Here is a 23,467-nt window from a genome sequence, read left to right as displayed (position 1 = left end):
ATCGCTTAATTTTGTTCCGCACAAAGCGCAAGCGAATCGCCGCGCTGCAACAACTCCAAATGTTCGACATCTTCGAGTGCCTCTTCCAGTTGCTGCAAGGTCGGCGGCTTGACCATATAGGCGCGCGCGCCGAGATTTCTGGCCCGCCGCATGTCGCTCTCGTCGCTTGACGTGCTGAGGATACAGACGGGAATTCGCTTGAGACGGATGTCGGTTGAAAGCGCATGCAGCACCTCGAAGCCGTCCATGATCGGCATGTTGATATCGAGCAGCATCAGGTCGATCTGCGGCACATCGGCGATGCCGGCGCGTTCTTCGAGCAGCCGCATCGCCTCGCGGCCGTTGGTGGCGACATGCAGGTTGAAATTCACCTTGTCCCGCCGCATCAGCTTGATCTTCAGAAGCTGGATGTCGGCCGGGCTGTCTTCGACCAGCAGCACTTCGGCGAGCCTGCCCGAACCTTCACCTGGCTGCTCCGCCGATCTGGCGCTGTGCGGCAGGGCCGATGCGGCTGATGGCAGGGGCCTCGCTTCGGCGAGCGGCACTTCGAGAATGAAGGTGGCGCCCGGCCCATTTTCTGCCTCGCACCAGATCGAGCCGCCATGCATCTGCGCGATGCGGCGGCAGATGGCAAGACCGAGCCCGGTGCCTTCTATACCACGCCCGACGAGACGCTTGAACGGCTGGAAGATCAGCTCGCGGTGCTCGGGGTCGATGCCAGGCCCGTTGTCACGCACGGTGAGGCGGCAGGTATCGCCCAGCGCTTCGCCTGTGATGCTGATCTCCGGAACCTTCTGCTCGCAATAGCGGACGGCATTCGACACCAGGTTCTGCAGGAGCTGGGTCAGTAATGTCGCATCGCCCATGACCTCCGGCAGCGCCCCGCGGATGATGACGGCTCCGCGGCTTTCGGTCTGCTGGCGAAGATTGTCCTCCACCTGGTCGAGCACGGCCGAGAGCGAAACCGGCCTGAGCTCCAGCCCACCGGAGGCCTCGAGCTTGGTGAAGCCCGAGACTTTGACGATCAGGTCTTCCATGTGGTCGGCGGCGCTGAGCACGTAATCGAGCAATTCCCGGTCTTCGGCCGGGAGCGCTGCAGAACCGTGCAGGATGCGGCTGAAGGATTTGATCGTCCGGAGCGGCTCCTTCAAATCATGGGCCATGGCGCGGGTGAAGATCTCAAGCGATTGCCGCTTCTGCTCCAGCTTTGCTTCCAGCATGCCGTGCATGATGGCGTTCTGAATGCAACGATGCAGTGTCTCGGGCGACAGCGAATCCTTTGTCAGATAGTCGCGTGCGCCGCTCTTCATCACCTCGACGGCGACGGTTTCGTTGCCCTGGCCGGTCAGCATGATGACGTTGGCGGCGGGATCATCCTCCAGGATATCGGCAAGAACGCCGAGCCCGTCTCGCCCCGGCAGCGAATAGTCGAGCAGGATGCAGTCCGGCCGTTTCCGGCCATTCAGCGCACGACCCTCTTCGCCCGTCTCCGCCTCCACGACGGTATAGGCAGTGCTGGAAACGCGGCCCAATATGCGGCGATAGACCTCGAGATCGTCGATGTTGTCGTCGATGATGAGAATAGAGCAGTGTTCCGCCAATCTGTCAGTCCTCGAGTGGCAGGATCGCGATTTCGAACCAGTATTCCTTCAGCCGCTGGATCGCGGCGAAGAGCCCGTCGAGATCCACCGGCTTCTGCACATATGTATTGGCGCCGAGCGCATAGCAGCCTTCGATATCGCGTTCGTCGTCGGAGGTCGTGAGGATCACCACCGGGATCTTGCGCCAGCCGGCGTTCGACTTGATCGCCTCCAGCGTCTTGCGGCCGTCAAGGCCCGGCATGTTGAGGTCTAGCAGGATCAGCCCCGGTTTCGGCACCATCTCGGCGAGCATGTCGAGCGCTTCCTGACCGGAGGCCGCCCAGCGGATCGAATTGCGCAGGTTGGTGCGTTTGAAGGCGCGCATCGTCGCTTCGAAATCGTCTTCGCTGTCCTCGACGATCAGGATCGGTTGCGTATCACGCTGCTGCATTCTGCCCCTCGCGCTTCTTTCCCAGAGTGAAGTAGAATGTCGTGCCGGTGCCGACCTCGGATTCCAGCCAGATATCGCCATTGTGCCGCGCGATGATCTTGCGAACGAAGGTGAGGCCTGCTCCGGTCCCGTCGTCGGAATCCTGCGACTTTTCCAGCCGTTTGAAAATGCGGAAAATATCCTCGTGGAATTCCTGCGGAATGCCCTTGCCGTTATCCTTAACGAAAAACACGTTGCGGGCAACCGTGCCGTCCTTGCCGACGAACCGGTCAAGATAGCCAATCGAGACGAGCGGCGCCGGTTTGTCGTTGTATTTGACCGCGTTGGTAATGAGATTGCGGAACACTTCGGTCAACCGGGGCGCATCGCAGACCACCTCCGGCAGCCGGCCGTCGATGATGACCTTGGCGTGCCGTTCCTCCAGCAGCAACTCCATCGTCGCGACGACATCCTTGACGATCATGCCGATATCGGTGCGTTTGACCGCCAGCTGCTGGCGTCCGAGCCGGGAGAAATAAAGAAGCTCGTTGACGAGCTTCTCCATGCGTTGGCTGAGACGTACGAGCCGGTTCAGCCGGCGCACGCCGTCCGCATCGAGCTTGTCTTCATAATCCTCCAACAGGAAGCGGGAGTGGTTGTGCAGGCCGCGCAGCGGTTCCTTGAGATCATGCGAGGCGATATAGGCGAATTCATCGAGGTCGTGGTTGCTGCGCTCGAGCTCGGCCGTATAGGCCTCGAGCTGGGAAAGCGTCGTTTTCATCCGTTCTTCCTGCCGGACACGCTCGCTGATATCGCGCACGATACCGACGAAGGTTTTCGTATGGCCGGTCACGACGGCGCTAATGGAAACATCGATCGGAAAGACGATGCCGTTCTTGCGTCGTCCGGAGACCATGCGCGTCGTGCCGATGATGCGCTCCTCGCCAGTCTTCCGGTAATGGGCGAGATAGCCGTCGTGCTCGGAATGATAGGGTTCGGGCATCAGCATCTTGATGTTTTTGCCGATCGTCTCCTGCGGGGAGTAGCCGAACATGCTTTCAGCCGCCGGATTGAAATTCTTGATCGTTCCACGCTCGTCGATGACGACGACGGCATCAGGCGTGCCGCGCACCAGCGCACCGAAGCGGACGCGCTCGCTTTCGAGGTTATAGTTGTTGCGCATGAAATAGAAGACGAAGAGCGCGATCAGCCAAAGCGTGGCAGCCGTAATGGTGCGGTTGGCGATCTCCTGCCAGAACCCCGCCTCGTCGTGTCTGACGGCGAAGAAGCCGAGCATCAGCAGCACGGTACAGGCAAAGGCGAAGAAAAGCGGCGCATTTCGGTTGCCGAACCAGAGCGCCGTCAGCACCAGCGGTACATAGAGAATGCCGTTGGCGACACCCAGCGGCGTATAGAGATCGACGAGAAGGCCGGTGAAGCAGACCGCAGCCGGGATCCACAGCGGGATCTGCGCCCGGTTTGCCGGCTGCATCCACCAGGAGCGGGCGAGAAGCCCGGAGCCGAAGATCACCATGCCGACCGCCGTATGCAGCGCCATCGCCGCATAAGGCCCCCAGCGGTAGCCCTGCTCGGCATCGGTGACATAGCCGGCCAGCGCGATCATGCCGAGCGTGATAACGACATAGCTCGTCAATTCCTGCACCACCTGGCTTCTCGACCTCTCCACCTGGAGCGAGAGCAGCAGCGAGAGATTGGCGATCAGGAAGACCAGCGCCGTGTTCGGCCCCATGCCGCCGCCGATCTCCGCGATGAAATCCGGCGAAACCAGGAAGCGCGAGATCAACACGTCGACATTGTGAAAACTCCGCCCGATCATGACGATTTCCACGAGCCGGGCGGCGGCGATCGCCGCCGCAAGCCCCGCCGTGATCGCCGCCGTTGCTCGAAAACGGCGGGCGGCGAGTGTCGAAGCGGCAAGCCCCACGCCGGAAAGCACGAAGCAGAGCGCGGTGTTGAACGCCATCGACGGAAAGCCGGGAACCAGCGAAATGACAATCTCGATCTGCAGCAGCCAGCCGCTAAGCGCCGTCGCGCCGAGAAGAAACATCAGGCAGCCGACGGCAATCGCAAAGCCACGGTAGTGTCGCCTTGGCTGGTCCTGCAGGTCCACGTTGCCCTGATCCTGCACCCGTGTGTCCTCCTTCGGTTTGCGCGGCCATCTTTTCCGAAATCGAGGAATACTCAATAGGCAAGGCAGGGCGGTGCCGCGCTTTTTGCGAAATGATCTGCGATGAGGTATATCGAATTTTAGTGGAACCGCGGTATGGTGATGTCGAAGGACAGCGATGTTCATTCGAACAATATCCAGATCACGGTGCTAGATGACCACCCTATTTTATGTCGACGACAGCAAGGATGACCTCTTCTATGTCGACTATATGAGTAAAAAGCAGCAGTTAGACGTCGATCTATTCTGTTTCTCGACCGCCGAAATGGCGTTGGAGGCACTGGAGACGCGCGCGGCGGAAGGCAAGACCTCGCCCGATCTGCTGGTCGCCGATCTCTACATGCCACTCGATAGCGGCATCGGTCTGATCACTCGGTTGCGCCTGGATGATCGTTTCAAGGCGATGCGGCTTGCTATCTGCAGCGGATCGGATGCTGCCGAGGACCGCGCGCGCTCACTCGATGCCGGCGCCGATGTCTATCTGGAAAAGCCGCTTGACCTTGCCACGATCATTCTCAATCTTGAGATGTAGAAAACGGCGAAAGCCGTATGCCCTATTCCCTCTCATTCGTCCAAGCCATCTGACAAACCGCAATTGACAAGGTCGAGGACGCATCACAAGATGCAACCGAAGCGAAGAATATGGAACGCAAAAATAAGCGCTGAGAGAACCGATCAACCCGCGTTCGCCGCCACGAACATCAGCCAACCCCTTAGCTGAATGGGTCTATCGGCTCTCTCGCGCTTACGTCTGGCACTGCCTTCTCGCATTCATGGATGTTGAATGCAGGAAGAATACGATACCCAGGTAAGAGCTACTGCCCCTCAGTAAAATCTGCCCGTGCATCACCTGTCGTTGAGATAATTGATGATTTCCGCCTTACATATCGAAAGTCCCCGTTTTCGATATCTCTCATCAATCGTCTCGCAATTTTTGTAGCTCTTCGCGTTTAAGACGTATATCCCAAGATTTCGGGATTAGAGGCATTGGCGGGAGGAGAGGAAGAGTGGGAATGAGCAATGCCCCGGCAATTCCCTTTCATGCCGGACCGGAGCTGAGCCGGGCGATCAACCGCACCGATTTTTTCCGTCTGCTGAAATCGGCGGCGCAGCATTACAACTTCGACAATTTCGCACTGGCCCGCATTTCCGAGGCTTCGGCCCCTTTCGGTGAACGCGATATCGTCATCACCAATGTTGCCGAGCGGCGTGTCGGTCTTTTCATCACGACGTTGAAGGAAGCGCTGGGCACCGTCCGGGCGAAGACCGCCCAGTTCCTGGCAACGCCGGTCCATGGCCGGAGCGCACAGCCGGAAGATTATCCTTCCGATCTTGTTTTCAACGAGTTTCTGAGCGGCGTCTTTCTCTTCATCCCGCTGTTCACGCCGGAAGGGCGGCGATATTGCCTCGTGCTCAGCGGCGAGCGTCAAGCGCCGGATCAGAGTGAGATCGCCGACATGCTTCTCGACGCCATGCGCATTTTCGACAAGCTCTACGAGGAAATCCTGACGCCGGAAATGTCCGGACGGCTGACCCAGCGCGAATCGGAAATCGTCAAATGGACGAGCGAAGGCAAGACGTCGGCGGAAATCGCCATCATTCTCGGTCTGTCCGAACATACGGTCAATTCGCACATCACCGCGGCCGCGCGCAAACTTGACGCTGTGAACCGTGTTCATATGGTGGCGATCGCCTTGAGGAATGGTTTGGTTTCGTGAAGTTGGTTTCGGGATTGGGGAAATGAGACGATGATCACCGAAACGAGCCGGAGGAATGCCGTAAAGGTTCTCTTTGTCGACGACGAATTCATCGAATTCCGCGCGCTCAAGAAGAAGATCGCCGATCTCTCCGAGCCGGCCGTCGAGGTTGAATATTCGCAATCGATCGGTGACGCGCTGGAAAAGATCCGCGCGGCGCGCTTCGATCTCATCCTTCTCGACAATCGCCTTTTGCCCAATGCCGATTTCCGCGACACGGTGCCGGAGCTGCGCGGCATCGGTTACACCGGTCCAATCGGCGTCGTCTCGACCGATATATCGGGCGGCTATTTCCAGGAATTCCCGGATTACGGCGTCGATTTCCGCATCGGCAAGGACGAAATCGATGCGCAGACGCTGCAGCACATCATCCGCGAATATGTGACCTATGACGTTCCGGATTTCTGGAAGGACGATTACAGCATCTAAAGCGCGTCGCGATCTTTCGGATTCGCTTGTCGCGCTTTAGTCTTTGTACTTTCGCAATTCCGGACGCAAAACCGCTGCACACTTTTGCTGGAATTGCTCCAATCTCAAGCAATCGGAAGGCGGATGATGAAGCGACTGCCGCTTTCATCCGAATGTTCGAGGCTGATATCGCCGCCGAGCGCCGTCAGAAATTCCCGCGTCGTCGTCAGTCCAAGACCGGCGCCCTGGACCGTTCCCGGCTTCGGCAATTTCCAGAAAGGCTCGAATATCCGCTCCCGATAAGCCGGATCGATGCCCGTCCCGTTGTCGGAAATCCGGATGAACCAGTCCGTCCCCTCGCGCTCCGCGGCAATGGCGACATGCGGCGGCGCTTCCCTGCGATAAATGAGGGCATTGGTCAGCAGATGCCGCAGCACCAGACCGAAGAGGGCAGGGTCGGTACGGATGGAGGGCAGGCCGTCGCTTTCGAGCGTCGCCTCGCCGACCGCCGTCTCGTCGGTCAGTTCGCCCCAGACATTTTCGGCGAGCGCCTGCAGATCGACCTCTTCAGGCGTCACCTGGGGTGTGCCGCCGGCAAGGCTCATCAATGCCTTGGTGAGGCGCTGCGCCGTCTGCGCCTTTTCCATGATCATCCGCAGGCTCTGAAGCTGTTCGCCGTCGAGCGTTTCCTCGAGATCGTCGAGCAGCAGCTCGGCATACATGGCGATATGGCGGAGCGGCGATTGCAGGTCGTGCGAGGCGGTCGCGAGAAAACGCTTGATGCGCTCCTCGCTGTCACTGGCAACGGTGGTTTCCGGCGGTCTTGTCGGGTCGGATGACATCTGGCGGCTTCCCCGATCTCAATGACAGCGCCGCGCGTCTTTTGAGACGCGCGAAAGACGCTGTAACACCTTGAATTGGCACATAATGCAATAGCCGACAATAGAAAGAGGGCGCCGGCTCTGCAACCGGCGCCCTCTTCAAGGATGCGTTAACGGGATTTTAGCTGGCGGATTTGCGCGGGCGACCCTGTTCCGGCGGAATGATCTCGACTGCCTCATCGGTTGCCGGTGCGGCCCTGGCATGGCGGCGGCGCCAGTCGCCGAGGAAGAGCAGGATGGGTGCCGCGATGAAGATCGACGAGGCGCCGGCCACGAGAATGCCGAAGACCATCGGGATCGCGAAGCTGGAGACTGCGCTGCCGCCCCAGATCGCCATCGGCACCAGCGCGAGGAAGGCCGTCGCGTTGGTGTAAAGGCTTCGCGCCAGCGTCTCGTTGATCGACTTGTCGATGATCTCGCGCAACGGCATCGACTTGTAGAGCCGCATGTTTTCGCGCATGCGGTCATAGACGACGACCTTGTCGTTCACCGAGTAGCCGACGAGCGTCAGGATGGCGGCGATCGCCGTCAGATTGAAGTCGAGGCCGGTGATCGCGAAGAAGCCGATCGCCTTGGTGACGTCGAGCACCAGCGTGACGATGGCGCCGACGGCAAACGGCCATTCGAACCGCACCCAGATATAGATGAGCATCGCGAAGCTTGCGATCACGACCGACAGGATACCGGCCCAGGCAAGCTCGCCGCTGACCTTCGGGCCGATGACGTCGGTGCCTTCGACGGTGGCGGTCGGATCGATCTTGGCGACTTCGGCCTTCAGCTTGGTCACTGCTGCCGTCTGCGCCTCTTCGCCGCCTTCCTGCCGTTGGGCACGAACGAGAATGCTGCTTTTGTCGCCGAAGGACTGCAGAGTGATTTCGCCGAGGCCGAGACTATCAAGACCTTCGCGGAACTTCGCAAGATCGGCCGTGCCCTGGGTCTTGACGGCCATCTGGATGCCGCCGCGGAAATCGACGCCGTAGTTGAGACCGGGATGAATGAAGAGCACGACGGAGGCGATCGAAAGCAGCGCCGAGACGGTGACGCCGAAGAAGCGGGCCTTCATGAACTCGATGTGCTTGTCATAGGGGCTGAACGGGATCAACGGCCGGATGTTCAGCACCTTGAGCTTGCGGCGGCGGGTGATCTCGATCATCGCGACACGCACGAAGGCGACCGATGTGAACATCGAGATGATCAGGCCGAGCGCCATGGTCACGGCAAAACCGCGAACCGGTCCGGAGCCGAAAAAGAACAGGATGGCCGCAGCGATCAGGGCCGTCATGTTGCCGTCGATAATGGTCGAATAGGCACGGCGGAAGCCGGTGTCGATGGCGGCGAAGGCGCTCTTGCCCTTGCGCGTTTCTTCGCGGATGCGCTCGTTGATGAGAACGTTGGCGTCGACCGCAAGGCCGATGCCGAGAACGACACCGGCAATGCCCGGTAGCGTCAGCGTCGCACCAACCAGCGTTAGCGCCGAGAAGGTCAGGATCGTGTGGATCAACAACGCGATATTCGCCAGGAAGCCCCAAGTGCCATAGAGAACGAAGATGAAGGCTGCGACGAGCGCAAAGCCGACGATGCCGGAGTAAATGCCCATCTTGATGGCGTCGGCGCCAAGATCGGCTCCGACGGTGCGTTCTTCGATGACGGTGAGCTTGGCGGGCAGGGCGCCGGCGCGCAGCATGGCGGCCAGCGTCGTGGCGCTGTCGGCCGAGAAACTGCCGGAGATCTGGCCGGAGCCGCCGGTGATCGGCTCGCGGATGACGGGCGCGCTCAGCACCTTGTTGTCGAGGACGATGGCAAAGGGATTGCCGACGTTCTGGCGAGTGATCTCGGCAAAGCGGGTGGCGCCGGCGCTGTCGAAGCGGAAGCTGACGATCGGCTCACGCGTATTCGGATCGAAGCTGACGCGGGCATCCGAAAGGCGATCGCCGGAGATTTCGACGCGGTCGAGAACCGGATAGGACCTGCCTTCATCGTCGTTCAGCATGGTCACGCCGGGTCCGGGCGCATTGTTCGGCGACAGCATATGGAACGACATCTTGGCGGTGGAGCCGAGCAGTTCGCGCAGGCGCGACGGATCCTGCGCGCCCGGAAGCTGGACGAGCACGCGATTGGCGCCGATGCGCTGGATGGTCGGCTCGGAGACGCCGACCTGGTCGACGCGCTGGCGGATGACTTCGAGGCTCTGCTGGACGGCATTGTCGACATTGGCGGCGATGCCGGCCCGCGAGAAGCCGATGGTGATGGTGGCGCCGTTCGCCGTGACATCAAGATCCGCCTGGCCGGCGCTGAGGCCGGTGCTGATCGGGTTGGCAAGCGTCTTGAGTTCGGTGACGGCTGCATCGCTCTGCGCGGCATCGGCGAGCGTCACGACGATCTGGTTCTGGCTGCGGACCACGGCTTTCGGCTGGATGCCCTTTTCGCGCAGCACGCGGCGCGCGTCCTGAAGCAGTGATTGCAGCCGCTCCTTGGTAAGGTCGGCTTCGTCGACTTCCAGAACGAGGTGCGAACCGCCGCGAAGGTCGAGGCCGAGTGACACCTGCTCATGCGGCAGCCAGGCCGGCACGCGCTGGAGGACGGATTGCGGCAGGACGTTCGGCAGGGCGATCAATAGGCCGAGTAGGATGATCACCGTATAGGTGGCCACCAGCCATCGTGAAGTACGCATGTTGTATTCCTTGATATCGAGGGCCGGCGCTCGGGCGCTGGCGGCATGTCGTCAATGGTCGGGAGCGCCGATCGGCGCGAGCGTCAGGCAGCGACCGGCGGTGCGCGCGGCTGATGGGTCCTGGGGACTGCGGCATGAAGCGAAGCTTCAAATGCCGGAAAAGGCGCGGCCATGGTCCAGCCGGAAAAATCGACAACCGGGGCGGCGGCAAGGGCAAGCGGTCCGGCGTCATGCGCCGCCTGCTTCGGTGCAAGCTTGCGTTCAGTGGCAAGCAGCCCGCGCACGGCATCGCGCGCAGTCAGCTGCGGCGGCTGCGAATCCCGATCGGAGGAGGAAAGCGTATTGGCGGCGGCGGCCGGCGAGATCACCAGATTACCGCCGAAAAGCAGGCCGAGATAGGCAAGGACGGCGACGAGGAGGGAAGCGGCGATACGGCTCGTCAGACGGCGCTGGTCCAGCTCCATCTTCTCCGTCCCGGCGATGTCACTCCCGTATCGGCTCAAAAGCGCGCCAATCTCTCATTCTCTTTCCGGCGGAGGGTCATCCGTCGGCATAATTGTATCAGGCTCATGCCCGTCTTCATAGGGCACACTCTCATGATGCACTTGAGCGAGCCGGTCAACCATGCCCAGCGCGATTTCACGCTCGCCCATGATGACTGTGTCGGCGCCATATTGCTTTAGCTCATCGACCTCGGCGTCGGAATGGGCGCGGGCGACGATGAGGATCGATGGATTGACGCTGCGGGCCTGCTCGATGATGCGGCAGGCTTCGAAGGCGTTCGGGATGGCGATGGCAATGCTGCGGGCGCCAGAGAGATTGGCAAGGTCGAGCGTTTCCCGCATCACCGCATTGCCCGACAGAGTTTCGATACCCTGCGCCTTCAGCTCACCGATGCGCTTGTCGGAGTCCTCGATGACGAGAAAAGGTGTGGCTGACGACTTGAGATTCTGTCCGACGATGCTGCCAACCCGCCCGTAGCCGACGAGAATGGAGTGGCCGCTGAGAGCGGTCGGGTGCACCTCGTCGTCTTCGGGCGGCATCTCCTCCTGCGCCGCTATCGCATCTGCTGCGGGAGCAGGGTCTGCCACGACGTCTTCGCGCTTTGCACCATCCAGCAGCGGCCGCATACGGTCGCAAAGGAAGAACAGCAGCGGATTGAGGATGATCGAGATAATGGCGCCGGCAAGGATCAGATCACGGCCTTCCTCCGGCAGCAGCCCCAGTTCGACGCCGAGGGCGGCGAGGATGAAGGAGAATTCGCCGATCTGGCCGAGGCTGGCCGAAATCGTCAGCGCCGTACTGAGCGGCTTCTTGAAGGCGAGCACGATGAGGAGCGCGGCGACGGACTTGCCGATGACGATGATGAAGATGGTGGCGAGGATCGGCAGCGGTTTGTCGATCAGGATGTTCGGATCGAACAGCATGCCGACCGAGACGAAGAACAGTACGGCAAAGGCGTCGCGCAGCGGCAGGCTTTCCTGTGCGGCGCGATGGCTGAGCTCGCTTTCGGCAAGCACCATGCCGGCAAAGAAGGCGCCGAGCGCCAGCGACACGCCGAAGAGCTTCGCCGCTCCGAAGGCGACGCCGAGCGCGATCGCCAGCACGCCGAGCCGGAAGAGTTCGCGCGAACCGGTATGGGCGATGCGATGCATCGTCCAGGGAATGAGCTTGCGGCCGAAAACCAGCATCAGCGCCACGAACAATGCCACCTTGACCAGCGTCATGGCGATCATGCCGCCGATGCCGAGATCGAGGCCGAACAGGCGGCTCAGCGCGGCTGAGAGCGGCTCGACGGGAGCGTGACCCTCACCGCCGATGCTGGCTGCGGCCGGGATCAGCACCAGCGCCAGCACCATGGCGAGATCCTCGACGATCAGCCAGCCGACGGCGATCCTGCCGCGTTCCGTCTCGACGAGGCGCCGCTCCTGCAGCGCCTTCAGCAGCACGACGGTGGAGGCGACCGAAAGCGCCAGGCCGAAGACCAGACTGCCGCCGGTCGGCCAGCCCATGAAGGCGCCGAGCCCCCAGCCGAGCAATGTCGCAAAAGCGATCTGCACGATCGCGCCGGGCACGGCGATGCCGCGCACCGACAGCAGGTCTTTCAGGGAGAAATGCAGCCCGACACCGAACATCAGCAGGATGACGCCGATTTCGGCAAGCTCCGGCGCAAGGTTCTGATCCGCCACATAACCCGGCGTATGTGGCCCCACGAGCACGCCGGCGATCAGATAACCGACGAGCGGCGGCATCCGCAGCCGATGGGCGAAGGCGCCGAAGATGAAAGCCAGCACAAGGCCGCCGACGATTGTCGAAATCAAGGGCGTATCGTGTGGCATCGTTGTCTCCCGATCTGGAAATCCCGTTCGTAATATGACATATATGGTCTATATCGACCAATATGGGCAACTTGAAATCATGGGTCAAGGCGCAAGAGAAACAATTCTCACCCCCGCTCTCTGCCGCGCGGCGCGCGGCCTGCTGGACTGGACCCAGACCGACCTTGCCGAAAAGGCCGCCGTCTCGCGCAGCACCATCCGCGATTACGAAGGCCGGCACCACGACATCCATCGCGCCACGGAGGCGCAGCTGCGCCTCGCCTTCGAGGAAGGCGGCGTCAAATTCGTAGAGATCGAAGGGGCGGGCACCGGCCTCTGCCTGCCCACTGCATAAAATCATGCAGCCATTCAAAGTGTTAGCGCTCCGCACCTCTGAAAAAGGCTTGGCGCTGTCATAGAGCGGGCTGAAACCCGCTCAGGGCGCCAGGCAGGTGGCAGAGACCTTGTAAATGGAAAGCGTCTTGCCCTTGTAGTTGCCCTCCGTCGGCTGCCAGTTCTTCAGCACTTCGGGCGTCTCGGTGGCGCAGGTGAAGGCCCCGTCCGTCAGGAAAAGCACCTTGCCGCTGATGTCGGCAGGCAGAGCGAATTCCTGTTCGTAATAGCTCTCCGGAAGGCCGGCGGGCGCCCGCGCATAGATCCTGTAGGATGCATCGCGGAGCGTATAGAAAAGATCGGCGACCATATCGCGATTGTCGGTGACGATGATATCGGTGCCGGCTTGAGCTGCGAGTGCGGCAGCCTCGCGGCTGACCTCGGCGCGGCCGAGATAGCGCTTCATCAGCTCGTCGCCGTTCGGCAGCAGCAACTGATGCGGAAAGATCGTCGCCAGCGGAAAGAGCAGGCTGGCGATGCCGTTGATGGTGAGCGACAGCCTGAGCCCCTTCGGCCACATCCGGGAAAGCAGCCAGACGGCAAGGATGGTGCCTGCGACATAGGCAGTCACCGCCCAGTTGGCATAGGCCTTGGCGACCGTTGCCTGCAGAGTGATGAGCAGCACCACCGGCATCGACAGCCAGACCAACATCCTTTCCCGATCGTCGCTCCTGCCCCTGATCATGCGGTAAACCGCCCAGAGCGTCGCGAAGAAGATGATCGGCCCGACGACGCCGAATTGGGCGGCGAAGAATTCAAGCCCGCGACGGAGATTGATGCCGAGTTCGCTCCAATGGGCGATATCCTGCGTATGCCGCACCGTCGTATTGTCGTGCTGCAGGTTCCACCAGAGGTTCGGCAGGGCGACGACCGCCGCGACCGCGACCGCGATGATGAAATCGCGAATGGCGATGCGCGCGGCCGGAATGAGGAGGAGGGCAATCGCGCCGCCCGGAACGACGAACAGCACGGCATATTTTGTCAGGAAGGCGAGGCCGACGCCAAGGCCCATGACCAGCGCCAGTCCGACAGAGCGCCGCTGCGTCAAGCCGAAATAGGCAAGCAGCGCGATCGCGATGAAGAACAGCAGGATCACGTCGGTCGAGAAGAACACCGAAGAAAGCGCCACACCGGGGAGCGTGATGTAGGTGGCGCCCGTCCAGCCTTCGATCTCCGGCCCGACGAAACGTTTTGCCGTCTTCATCAATACCAGTGCCGCCGCCATGTGGATCAGCGGTCCGAGCAGCCTGATCCAATAGATGGCGTTGGAGCCGGAAAGTTCGGTCATTGCCCGGATCACCCACGCAATCATCGGCGGCTTGGAATAATAGCCGAGGTCGAGGTTTTGCGACCAGAACCAGTACTGCGCCTCGTCGACGAAAAGGTCCGTCGCATCGAAATTGAGCATGACGACGCGCCAGAGCGTGAAGCCAAGAACGATGAGGAGACCAGATCTGGGGGACATGAACCGATAGTTCCGCTGACATGAAAGGCGCGAGTGCGATACACCAAAGGTGCCGGACTGCCAACGGGGAAGGGCGGGTCTAAAGCATGTCGCGCAAAACTGTGCAGCGGTTTTGTGATAACGACATGCGTAAAAACAAAGAGCTAAAGCGCAAGGAGCGTATCTGAGAGATCGTGACGCGCTTTAGAACACCCGAAGGGCGCGGATATCGCGGTTTGCGGCGAGGGAATCGAGGCGGGCGACGGCTGCAAGCAGCGTCATTGCAATCAAGCAGGCACCCAATCCGAGAACAATCATTGCTCTGTCCTTGTCGACGTCATGTCTTGGTTATCGACCGGCATATAACACGGAGCTTGCGTGTGCCTTGTAGCAGCCATGCAACTCCGCAATAGTATTTGCTGTGAACGGCCTTGAATTGCTTCAAAAGCCTGTCCTCCGAAAGGCTTATTAACCTTCAAGCAAGGAATTAACCATAAACATTGGTGTACACGTCGGAATGGGAAGATGCACTCGTTCCCACCAGGCATGACGCCGTCCCGCCGTACCGGGTTGATCCGGTATCCATCTCTTCAGACAGCTCCGAAACATAGCTGATCAGGGGGTTTCGATCCGCCGGTTGTAACCGGTGGGGAGGACCGTCTCCATGCTTCGCGTTCAACGGATGCTGCGCAAGTTTTTGGCCGGGCCTTCGCCCGGAATGTGGTTGGGGACAGGCGTTGAGGCAGGACATGCCATCAGATCAGGCTCGTGGAGCGCAGGCAGGCAGCTTGCGCGACCGCCTGCGTTTTGCCGGTCTCGATGCCGACCAGTGCGAGCTGGTGCGCCGTAACCGGCCGGCGCTCGAAGCCCATCTGAAGGCAGGCCTCAGGGATCTCTTCCACAGGTTCCAGTCATTCCCCGACGCCTCGCGCAATTTCGAGAGCGAGCGCCAGGTCGAGCGTCTGCACGATCTGCAGTCCTCGCATTGGGACGTGCTGACGGATGCGCGGTTCGACAGCCTCTATGCCGAGCGCGTCAAGGTTCTCTCCGATACCGAAAGCAAGATGGGCCTCGACCCGCGCTGGCACGTCGCCGGCCATGGCGTCATGCTGGAGCATGTCGTTTCCGGCCTCGCCGAAGAGATCGCCGGCCGTCCGCTGCTGCCGTCGGCCAAGCGCCGCGCCCGCGAAATCTCCGATCTGATGACAGCGATCATCCGCATCGTCATGGTCGATGTGGAAATTGCCGTCTCGCTCCGCTTCAATGCGCTGCGCGCCGGAGAGCAGCGAGCGCTCGCCGCCCAGCGCGCCGACAACGAGGCCGAGATCATCAGGATCTTCGGCGATGTCATCGAAAGCCTGTCCGCACGCGACCTGACGCGGCGCGCCCCCGTCGACGGCGACGGCGCCTATGGCGGCATCGCCGTCGCGCTGAACGGAGCGTTGGATGGCCTCCAGGCCGAGTTCACCACTATTACCGAGCGCACGGTCAAGGCCGAAGCGGCGACAGGCTCGCTTGCCGGCCTGTCGCGGCAGTTTGCCGGCACCGCTTCCGGCCAGGCCGACCGACTGCAGCTTTCCGCCGCGGCCCTTGCCGGCATCGCCGGCAGTGTGCGCGATGGTGCCGCCGACAGCCGCGCTGCCGAACAGGCGGCCGCCACGACGCGCGCCGCCGTCGAGGAAAGCGGCGAGGTCGTCGGCCGCGCGATCAGCGCCATGGCCGATATCGAGCAGTCGGCCGAAAAGATCGGCCAGATCATCGGCGCGATCGACGAGATCGCCTTCCAGACCAATCTTCTGGCGCTGAATGCCGGCATCGAGGCCGCTCGCGCCGGCGATTCCGGCCGCGGTTTTGCCGTCGTCGCCCAGGAAGTCCGCGCCCTTGCCCAGCGTTCGGCCGAAGCCGCCCGCGAGATCAAGACCCTGGTGACGACGACCAAGGCGCAGGTCGATGCCGGTGTGCAGATGGTCGGCCGCACACAGGATTCGATCGGCAGCATCGTGCGTCAGGTCACCGACATCAACGCCGCCATATCAGGCATCGCCACCCGAACCGGCGAACATGCCGCAAGCCTCGACAGCGTGACATCAGACGTCAAGGGCCTGGGTCACGAGGTGGCCGATAGCGCCGGCCTTGCGGAGCGCTCGGCCGAAGGCGCCGACCACCTCCGCACCGTCATTCTCGAGCTCGGCCAGACGATTCGCGAATTCCGCATCGCCCGGGAAAACGCCACTGCCGGACGCCCGGCGCCGGTGCGTGTGACACCGCCGCGCGCCCTTGAGGGCGCTACCCGCCCGGCACCGGTCGTCGACGAATACGAAAATGACGATTTTGGCCTTCCGCAAACGTTCGCAAGCGTCGGAGGTGGGCGGAATGTTTACTAACCTATCGGATGATTACCTCAGCTCGTCTTTTCGGGCCGGGGACAAGGGGACAAGGAAAAGCTGATGGCAGCAAAGAAGAGTGGCAAGACGCTGGATTTGACAGCGGTGCTCGACCTCAACGAGGCTTCCGCCTTGCGCGATAAGCTCCTCTCTCTCCGGGGTAGCGGTCTTTCGATAGACGCTTCCGGCGTCGAACGGATCGGTGCTCTTTGCGCCCAGGTTCTGATGTCCGCCGAGAAGACCTGGGAGCAGGACAAGCAGCCGTTCACCTTCTCCAAGGTGTCCGACGCATTTCAGAAAACCATGCAGCTGGTTGGCGTCAATATTGACCACCTGCTTGCCAAGGAGATTCGGCAATGAAGAAAAAAGTGCTGACCGTGGATGATTCCCGCACCATCCGAAACATGCTTCTCGTGACGCTGAACAATGCCGGCTTCGAGACGATCCAGGCGGAAGACGGCATCGAGGGCCTCGAGGTTCTCGAAGAGTCCAATCCTGACGTCATCGTGACCGACATCAACATGCCGCGCCTCGACGGTTTCGGCTTCATCGAAGGTGTCCGCCGCAACGAGAAATATCGGGCGATCCCGATCCTGGTCCTGACCACCGAAAGCGACGCGGAAAAGAAGAACCGCGCCCGCCAGGCCGGTGCCACGGGCTGGATCGTCAAGCCTTTCGACCCGGCCAAGCTGATCGATGCCATTGAGCGTGTAACCGCTTAAACCCAGGATTTCCTCCTATGGATATGAACGAAATCAAAGAGATCTTTTTCCAGGAGTGCGAGGAACAGCTCGCCGAGTTGGAATCCGGTCTTCTGAAAATGAATGATGGCGATCGCGATCCGGAAACCGTCAATGCGGTGTTCCGCGCGGTACATTCGATCAAGGGGGGCGCCGGCGCCTTCGGCCTTGACGATCTGGTCGCCTTCGCCCATGTCTTCGAGACCACTCTCGATTGCGTTCGATCCAACAAGCTTGAGCCGAACCAGGACGTCCTGAAGGTGATGCTGAAGTCGGCCGACGTGCTCGCCGACCTGACGAATGCTGCGCGCGACGGCGGCAGCGTCGATGAAAGCCGCAGCCGCGGCCTCGTCAAGGAGCTCGAGGCGCTGGCCAACGGCGAATTGCCGTCTCCCTCTGCGTCAGCCGAGGCGCCTGCGCCGAGGGCCGCCGCAAAGGCCGCTCCGGCCGCTCCGGCGCCGACCACCAAGCCGACGGACGACAGCGGCTTCCAGCCGGTCCCTTTTTCCTTCGACGATTTTGGCGGCGAAGACGATGCGGGCGGCATGCCGACCTATGAAGTCATCTTCAAGCCGCGCTACGAACTCTATTCCAAGGGCAATGACGCCACCCTGCTGCTGCGTGATCTCTCGCGCCTGGGTGAAATGACGATTTATTGCAATACGGATGATCTGCCGGGCCTCGAGGAACTCGATCCGGAAGGCGCTTATTTCTTCTGGAACGTCACGATCAAGACGGACAAGGGCGAGGACGCCATCCGCACCGTCTTCGAATTCGCCGAGTGGGATTGCGAACTGACGGTCAAGCCGGTCGAAGAAGCAAGGGCCGACGCGACCAGCAACGACGAACTGCCGATGGTGCCGGTTCCCTTCGATCTGTCGATCCTGGACGAAACGGGCGCAATGGAAGAGGTTTCCGCCGCAGACGCGCGGGCCGAGGAGACGGCCGCAGCCGTTGCTGCCGCCGAGACTGCCTCCAACGTCACGCAGATTGTCGCCGCCCGCGTCGAGAAGAAGGAATCGGCAGCCGCCGCAGCGGCCGCGGCAAGTGCCGCCGCCCAGAACAATGCCGCCGGCGCCGGCCAGACGATCCGCGTCGATCTCGACCGTGTCGACCGCCTCATCAACCTCGTCGGCGAATTGGTCATCAACCAGGCGATGCTGTCGCAGAGCGTCATCGAGAACGACACGACCGGCACCTCCTCGATCAATATGGGCCTCGAGGAGCTGCAGCAGCTCACCCGCGAGATCCAGGACTCGGTCATGGCGATCCGCGCGCAGCCGGTGAAGCCGGTCTTCCAGCGCATGTCGCGTATTGTCCGCGAAATCGCCGACATGACCGGCAAGTCGATCCGCCTGATCACCGAAGGTGAAAACACCGAAGTCGACAAGACGGTCATCGACAAGCTCGCCGAACCGCTGACCCACATGATCCGCAATGCCGTCGACCATGGCATCGAAACGCCCGAAAAGCGTGCAGCCGCCGGCAAGAATACCGAGGGTACGGTCCGCCTGACCGCCAAGCATCGTTCGGGACGCATCCTGATCGAGCTTGCCGACGACGGCGCCGGCATCAACCGCGAGAAGGTCCGCCAGAAGGCGATCGACAACGACCTCATCCCGGCCGATTCCAACCTGTCGGACGAAGAAATCGACAACCTGATCTTCCTGCCGGGCTTCTCGACGGCCGACAAGATCTCCGACATCTCCGGCCGCGGCGTCGGCATGGACGTCGTCAAGCGTTCGATCCAGGCGCTCGGTGGCCGCATCAACATCACCTCGAAGCCGGGCCACGGCTCGGTCTTCACCATGAGCCTGCCGCTGACGCTCGCCGTCCTCGACGGCATGGTGGTCACCGTCGCCGGCCAGACGCTGGTCGTGCCGCTGACGGCGATCGTCGAAACCCTGCAGCCGGAAGCCGCCGCGATCCACTCCTTCGGTGCGAACCACCGGTTGATCTCGATCCGCAACAGCTTCTGCCCGCTGGTCGATGTCGGCCGCATCCTGAACTTCCGCGCCACCCAGGCCAATCCGGTCGAGGGCGTGGCGCTTCTGGTGGAATCCGAAGGTGGCGGCCAGCGCGCCCTGATGGTCGATGCCATCCAGGGTCAGCGCCAGGTGGTCATCAAGAGCCTGGAAGCGAACTACACCCATGTGCCGGGCATTGCCGCCGCCACCATCCTCGGTGACGGGCGCGTCGCTCTCATCCTCGATGTCGACGCGGTCGTCGGCGCCTCGCGCGGCCAGTCGCTCAAAGCGGAAATGTCGTTAGCAGCGGTGGGATAAGGGAATGTCGTACACTGTAAAAAATCTGAACGAGGGGGATCGCGAGCTGATCGCGTTCCGCATCGGGGATCAGGAATTTTGCGTGAACATCATGTCGGTTCGCGAAATCCGCGGCTGGACCCCGGCAACCGCGATGCCGCATTCGCCTGGCTATATGCTGGGTGTCATCAACCTGCGCGGCGCGGTGCTGCCGATCATCGATCTTGCGGCCCGGCTCGGCATGAAGCCGGCCGATCCGACTGCCCGTCATGTCATCATCGTCGCCCAGGTCCGGCGCAAGGTCGTCGGCCTGCTGGTCGATGCCGTTTCCGATATCCTGACGGTGACCGACGAAACCATCCAGCCGACGCCCGAGATCTCATCCGAGCTCGAGCGTCAATTTGCCCGCGGCGTTCTCGCCATCGAGAAGCGCATGATCTGCCTGATCGAACTCGAATCCCTCTTTCCAGAGACCGAAAGCGAAGCCGCATGAGTGTAATGGGCGCAAAAGATCAGAGGCAGGGATCCGACGAGGTCCTGGCGAGCGGAGAATATCCGCTGACGCGCCGCGACCTCACTGAGATCGCCGCGATGATCTATTCGGATGCCGGCATCTTCCTCAACGAGACGAAGGCGTCGCTCGTCTATTCGCGTCTGTCGAAGCATATCCGCAATCTCGGCCTGTCCGGCTTCCGGGAGTATTGCGACCTCGTCGCTTCGCCGGCGGGTGCTGCGCCGCGCCGCGAGATGCTCTCGCATCTGACGACCAATTTTACCCGCTTCTTCCGCGAAAACCACCATTTTGACCATCTGCGCGACCATGTCCTGCCGGAGCTTCTGCAGCGGGCGAGATCGGGCGGCAGGGTGCGGATCTGGTCGGCCGCCTCCTCGGACGGGCAGGAACCCTATTCGATCGCGCTGACGGTGCTGTCGCTGATGCCAAATGTCGCGGATTATAACTTCAAGATCCTGGCGACCGACATCGACCCGAAGATCCTCGCGATCGCCCGAGCCGGCGCCTATGACGAGAGCGCGCTCGAAACCGTATCGCCCGCCATGCGCAAACAATGGTTCAGCGAAGTCGAAATACAGGGCCGCCGGAAGTTCCAGGTCGACGACCGCGTCAAGCGGCTGATCACTTACAACGAGCTGAACCTGATGGCGCAATGGCCGTTCAAGGGCAAGTTCGACGTCATCTTCTGCCGCAACGTCGTCATCTATTTCGACGAACCGACGCAGATGAAGATCTGGCAGCGTTTCGCCGGTCTGCTGCCGGAGGGCGGTCATCTCTATATCGGCCATTCCGAGCGTGTCTCCGGCGAGGCAAAACACGTCTTCGACAATATCGGCATCACGACCTATCGCTATACGGCCAAAGGTCTCGGGAGGAAGGCATGAGCGCTCCGGCAAGAGTTCTCGTTGTTGACGACTCGCCGACGATGCGTGGCCTGATCACCGCCGTCTTGAGTTCCGACCCCGAGGTCAACGTCATCGGCCAGGCCGGCGACGCTCTGGAAGCGCGCGAGGCGATCAAGCGGCTGAACCCCGACGTCCTGACGCTCGACATCGAGATGCCGAACATGAACGGCCTCGATTTCCTCGAAAAGATCATGACGCTGCGTCCGATGCCTGTCATCATGGTATCCACAATGACCCATCGCGGCGCCGAGGCGACGCTTGCGGCGCTGGAGATCGGCGCATTCGACTGCGTCGGCAAGCCGGCGCCGGGCGAACTCAGGCCTTTCGGCGACCTCGCCGAGAAGGTCAAGGCAGCCGCGCGCACGCAACGCCAGTATTCCCAACCTGTTGCCGCCGTCGCACCACCACCCTCGGTCGCCGACTTCCGCGTCGGCCGCAAGATCGTCGCGATCGGCTCGTCGACCGGCGGCGTCGAGGCACTCATTGCCGTGCTGCAGAAATTCCCGGCGAACTGCCCGCCGACCGTCATCACCCAGCATATGCCGCCGACCTTCACCAAGAGCTTCGCCGAACGGCTGAACCGCCTCTGTGCGCCGGTGGTGCAGGAAGCGACCGACGGCGCTCGGCTCGAAATCGGCAAGATCTATCTGGCGCCCGGCGGCGAGCGTCACCTGCAGGTCAGCGGTGCCTCGGCGCCATGCTGCCGTCTCATTGACCGCGCGCCGGTCAATGGTCACCGCCCCTCGGTGGACGTGCTGTTCGATTCGGTCGCGGAACTGGCGGGCCGTAACGCTGTCGGCGTGATTTTGACCGGAATGGGCCGCGATGGCGCCGCCGGATTGTTGAAAATGCGCCACGCCGGCGCCAGAACGCTCGGCCAGAACGAAAAAACCTGTGTCGTTTACGGAATGCCAAGGGTTGCTCACGAACTTGGCGCCGTTGAGCAGCAGCTGCCGCTGTCTGCCATCGGTGAAGAAATATTGAAAATGACAGCCGCCCGAAAGGAAGGGACCGAATAAATGTCGCTCGCGGAGAAAATCAAAGTTCTGATCGTCGACGATCAGGTAACGAGCCGGTTGCTGCTCAGCGATGCGCTGACCCAGCTCGGTTTCAAGCAGATCACCTCGGCTGGTGACGGTGAGCAGGGCATGAAGATCATGGCCGAGCAGCCGCACCACCTGGTGATCTCGGACTTCAACATGCCGAAGATGGATGGCATCGGCTTCCTTCAGGCGGTGCGCACCAACCCCAACACCAAGAAGGCGGCCTTCATCATCCTGACCGCCCAGGGCGACCGCGCACTGGTGCAGAAGGCGGCCCAGCTCGGCGCCAACAACGTGCTCGCCAAGCCGTTCACGATCGAGAAGATGAAAGCGGCGATCGAAGCCGTGTTTGGAGCCCTGAAATGATCACTGAGGGGGCAGCCCGCCGCGTGCACATCATTCAGGGCGAGTACAAGGTTCTGAACGATCCGAATGCGGTCCTCTCGACCATTCTCGGTTCGTGCGTGGCTGCGTGCCTCAGAGATCCTGTCGCCGGTGTCGGCGGCATGAACCACTTTCTGCTGCCCGGTTCGGCGACGTCGCCGACATCAGGCGGCGATGCCACGCGGTACGGCGTACATCTGATGGAACTGCTGATCAACGGTCTCCTGAAGCAGGGCGCCCGGCGCGACCGGCTGGAGGCAAAGATCTTCGGCGGCGCGAAGACGATCTCGACATTCTCCAATGTCGGTGAGCAGAACGCGGCCTTCGCCGTGCAGTTCCTGAGGGATGAAGGCATTCCGGTGGTCGGTTCCTCGACCGGCGGAGAGCATGGACGCAAGCTTGAATATTGGCCGGTCTCCGGTCGTGCCCGGCAATACCCCCTGACCGGCGCCGAAACGCAGAGAACCGTCGCTCTCGAGCAGCGCCCCGCCGCTCCGCAGAAACCCGTCGAAACCAGTATCGAATTTTTTTGATGGCGAGGATTTTCATATGACATTTACCCAGATGATGGAGCCGCCTGCGCCAGTCGAAGCGCTGAGCGACATCCTGATGCGCATCGTGTCCGAACTGCACGATGTCGCCTACCTCATCGAGCGCATCGAGCCGCAGCTTCTCGAAATCGGCGGCGCCGAAATCCTGAATTCGCCGGACGCCATGAAGGTCATGCAGGGCATTGATCTGGCCGTGCAGAAATCGCGCGGCCTTGCCGAATTCATCGATACCATCACCGGCGAAATCCCGCACGGCTGGGCAGTCGACGTCGCAACCGCGCTCAGCCTCGTCAAGCTGGCGGAGATGCAGAAGGCATTGGGCGGTGCCACACGCCACGGCCATTCCCAGCCATTGAGCAAGGCAGCCGGCGACTTCGATTTCTTCTAAAGCGCGTCGCGATCTTTCAGATTCGCTCCTCGCGCTTTAGGTCTTTGTTTTTACGCATGTCGTTGTCGCAAAACCGCCGCACACTTTTGCGCGACATGCTTTAGGCTCCAGACTCAATCATGCCCACCAAATGACGAGAGCAGCGATGTAGCAAGTTGCCTCGAAGTTGATCATGAGCTTGTCGTATCGTGTTGCGATGCGCCTCCAATCCTTCAGGCGGCAGA

22 protein-coding genes and 1 pseudogene are annotated in these 23,467 nt (G+C 61.4%); 14 read left to right on the top strand and 9 right to left on the bottom strand.

Annotated features, from left to right (window positions below; translation table 11 throughout):
- Window positions 1-5 precede the first annotated feature (5 nt).
- Genes GR198_RS27765 through GR198_RS27755 form a run of 3 tightly spaced genes read right to left on the bottom strand, consistent with a single transcriptional unit; the run spans window position 6 to window position 4,324 of the window.
- Window positions 6-1,601 carry a response regulator gene (locus GR198_RS27765; protein WP_029874026.1) on the bottom strand — a complete coding sequence of 532 codons (1,596 nt, stop codon included), beginning with the start codon at window positions 1,599-1,601 and terminating at the stop codon, window positions 6-8.
- Between the two features lie 4 nt (window positions 1,602-1,605).
- Window positions 1,606-2,031, bottom strand: coding sequence for a response regulator (locus GR198_RS27760; RefSeq protein ID WP_003545468.1), 426 nt, complete (start codon window positions 2,029-2,031; stop codon window positions 1,606-1,608).
- Window positions 2,018-4,324, bottom strand: coding sequence for a sensor histidine kinase (locus tag GR198_RS27755; protein WP_029874027.1), 2,307 nt, complete (start codon window positions 4,322-4,324; stop codon window positions 2,018-2,020). The genes GR198_RS27760 and GR198_RS27755 overlap by 14 nt, the downstream gene beginning before the upstream one ends.
- Window positions 4,325-4,352: 28 nt before the next feature.
- Here GR198_RS27755 and GR198_RS27750 point away from each other — a divergent pair, with 28 nt between their 5' ends.
- From GR198_RS27750 to GR198_RS27740, 3 genes are all read left to right on the top strand, one after another.
- On the top strand, window positions 4,353-4,730 hold the full coding sequence (locus tag GR198_RS27750; protein WP_029874028.1) for a response regulator: 378 nt from the start codon (window positions 4,353-4,355) through the stop codon (window positions 4,728-4,730).
- Between the two features lie 481 nt (window positions 4,731-5,211).
- Window positions 5,212-5,916, top strand: coding sequence for a helix-turn-helix transcriptional regulator (locus tag GR198_RS27745; protein WP_130791205.1), 705 nt, complete (start codon window positions 5,212-5,214; stop codon window positions 5,914-5,916).
- Between the two features lie 30 nt (window positions 5,917-5,946).
- Entirely contained in the window at window positions 5,947-6,384 is a 438-nt protein-coding gene (locus tag GR198_RS27740; RefSeq protein WP_003545475.1) for a response regulator, read from the top strand.
- Between the two features lie 104 nt (window positions 6,385-6,488).
- Here the strand turns inward: GR198_RS27740 and GR198_RS27735 are convergent, their stop codons facing one another.
- The 4 genes from GR198_RS27735 to ybaL form a co-directional block, all read right to left on the bottom strand.
- Window positions 6,489-7,205: a sensor histidine kinase gene (locus GR198_RS27735; protein WP_164069842.1), complete on the bottom strand. Its 717-nt coding sequence runs from the start codon at window positions 7,203-7,205 to the stop codon at window positions 6,489-6,491.
- Window positions 7,206-7,365: 160 nt separating this feature from the next.
- Window positions 7,366-9,915, bottom strand: a complete 2,550-nt coding sequence (gene secD, locus GR198_RS27730) for a protein translocase subunit SecD (RefSeq protein WP_164069841.1) — start codon at window positions 9,913-9,915, stop codon at window positions 7,366-7,368.
- Window positions 9,916-9,998: 83 nt separating this feature from the next.
- Entirely contained in the window at window positions 9,999-10,379 is a 381-nt protein-coding gene (locus tag GR198_RS27725) for a hypothetical protein (protein ID WP_164024857.1), read from the bottom strand.
- Between the two features lie 54 nt (window positions 10,380-10,433).
- The gene (gene ybaL, locus GR198_RS27720) at window positions 10,434-12,254 is read right to left on the bottom strand and encodes a YbaL family putative K(+) efflux transporter (RefSeq protein WP_029874033.1); all 1,821 of its coding nucleotides are present in this window, start codon (window positions 12,252-12,254) and stop codon (window positions 10,434-10,436) included.
- Between the two features lie 34 nt (window positions 12,255-12,288).
- Between ybaL and GR198_RS27715 the strand changes: the two genes are divergently transcribed.
- Window positions 12,289-12,588: a helix-turn-helix transcriptional regulator gene (locus GR198_RS27715; protein WP_029874034.1), complete on the top strand. Its 300-nt coding sequence runs from the start codon at window positions 12,289-12,291 to the stop codon at window positions 12,586-12,588.
- Between the two features lie 81 nt (window positions 12,589-12,669).
- On the opposite strand, the gene GR198_RS27710 is transcribed toward GR198_RS27715, so the two are convergent.
- Window positions 12,670-14,091 carry an ArnT family glycosyltransferase gene (locus GR198_RS27710; protein ID WP_164069840.1) on the bottom strand — a complete coding sequence of 474 codons (1,422 nt, stop codon included), beginning with the start codon at window positions 14,089-14,091 and terminating at the stop codon, window positions 12,670-12,672.
- A gap of 728 nt (window positions 14,092-14,819) precedes the next feature.
- On the opposite strand from GR198_RS27710, the gene GR198_RS27705 reads away from it, so the two are divergent.
- The 10 genes from GR198_RS27705 (at window position 14,820) to cheT (ending at window position 23,243) form a co-directional block, all read left to right on the top strand.
- Window positions 14,820-16,454: a globin-coupled sensor protein gene (locus tag GR198_RS27705; RefSeq protein ID WP_164069839.1), complete on the top strand. Its 1,635-nt coding sequence runs from the start codon at window positions 14,820-14,822 to the stop codon at window positions 16,452-16,454.
- Window positions 16,455-16,517: 63 nt separating this feature from the next.
- A complete protein-coding gene (locus GR198_RS27700; RefSeq protein ID WP_003545491.1) occupies window positions 16,518-16,814 on the top strand; it encodes an STAS domain-containing protein in 297 nt (98 codons plus the stop codon).
- Window positions 16,811-17,176, top strand: coding sequence for a chemotaxis response regulator CheY1 (cheY1, locus tag GR198_RS27695; RefSeq protein ID WP_003545492.1), 366 nt, complete (start codon window positions 16,811-16,813; stop codon window positions 17,174-17,176). Before GR198_RS27700 ends, cheY1 begins: the two co-directional genes overlap by 4 nt.
- Window positions 17,177-17,193: 17 nt before the next feature.
- Window positions 17,194-19,479, top strand: coding sequence for a chemotaxis protein CheA (locus tag GR198_RS27690; RefSeq protein ID WP_164024853.1), 2,286 nt, complete (start codon window positions 17,194-17,196; stop codon window positions 19,477-19,479).
- A gap of 4 nt (window positions 19,480-19,483) precedes the next feature.
- Window positions 19,484-19,951: a chemotaxis protein CheW gene (locus tag GR198_RS27685; RefSeq protein WP_003545496.1), complete on the top strand. Its 468-nt coding sequence runs from the start codon at window positions 19,484-19,486 to the stop codon at window positions 19,949-19,951.
- Complete coding sequence (gene cheR, locus GR198_RS27680; RefSeq protein WP_164069838.1) at window positions 19,948-20,856, top strand: protein-glutamate O-methyltransferase CheR; 909 nt, start codon at window positions 19,948-19,950, stop codon at window positions 20,854-20,856. Before GR198_RS27685 ends, cheR begins: the two co-directional genes overlap by 4 nt.
- Window positions 20,853-21,896, top strand: coding sequence for a protein-glutamate O-methylesterase CheB (gene cheB / locus GR198_RS27675; RefSeq protein ID WP_017958976.1), 1,044 nt, complete (start codon window positions 20,853-20,855; stop codon window positions 21,894-21,896). The genes cheR and cheB overlap by 4 nt, the downstream gene beginning before the upstream one ends.
- Window positions 21,897-22,286: a response regulator gene (locus GR198_RS27670; protein WP_003545503.1), complete on the top strand. Its 390-nt coding sequence runs from the start codon at window positions 21,897-21,899 to the stop codon at window positions 22,284-22,286.
- The gene (gene cheD / locus GR198_RS27665) at window positions 22,283-22,837 is read left to right on the top strand and encodes a chemoreceptor glutamine deamidase CheD (RefSeq protein WP_003545509.1); all 555 of its coding nucleotides are present in this window, start codon (window positions 22,283-22,285) and stop codon (window positions 22,835-22,837) included. Before GR198_RS27670 ends, cheD begins: the two co-directional genes overlap by 4 nt.
- A 16-nt stretch (window positions 22,838-22,853) precedes the next feature.
- Window positions 22,854-23,243 carry a chemotaxis protein CheT gene (cheT, locus tag GR198_RS27660; protein ID WP_003545510.1) on the top strand — a complete coding sequence of 130 codons (390 nt, stop codon included), beginning with the start codon at window positions 22,854-22,856 and terminating at the stop codon, window positions 23,241-23,243.
- A 117-nt stretch (window positions 23,244-23,360) separates the two neighbouring features.
- On the opposite strand, the pseudogene GR198_RS35975 reads toward cheT, so the two are convergent.
- Window positions 23,361-23,467 (bottom strand): annotated as a pseudogene (locus GR198_RS35975) (IS5/IS1182 family transposase); the annotation flags it as partial.

The organism is Rhizobium leguminosarum (assembly GCF_010668065.1).
Classification (GTDB): Bacteria; Pseudomonadota; Alphaproteobacteria; order Rhizobiales; family Rhizobiaceae; genus Rhizobium; species Rhizobium leguminosarum_S.
The sequence above is the reverse complement of the archived record's forward strand: the minus strand, read 5'-3'. Positions and strand labels throughout refer to the sequence as shown.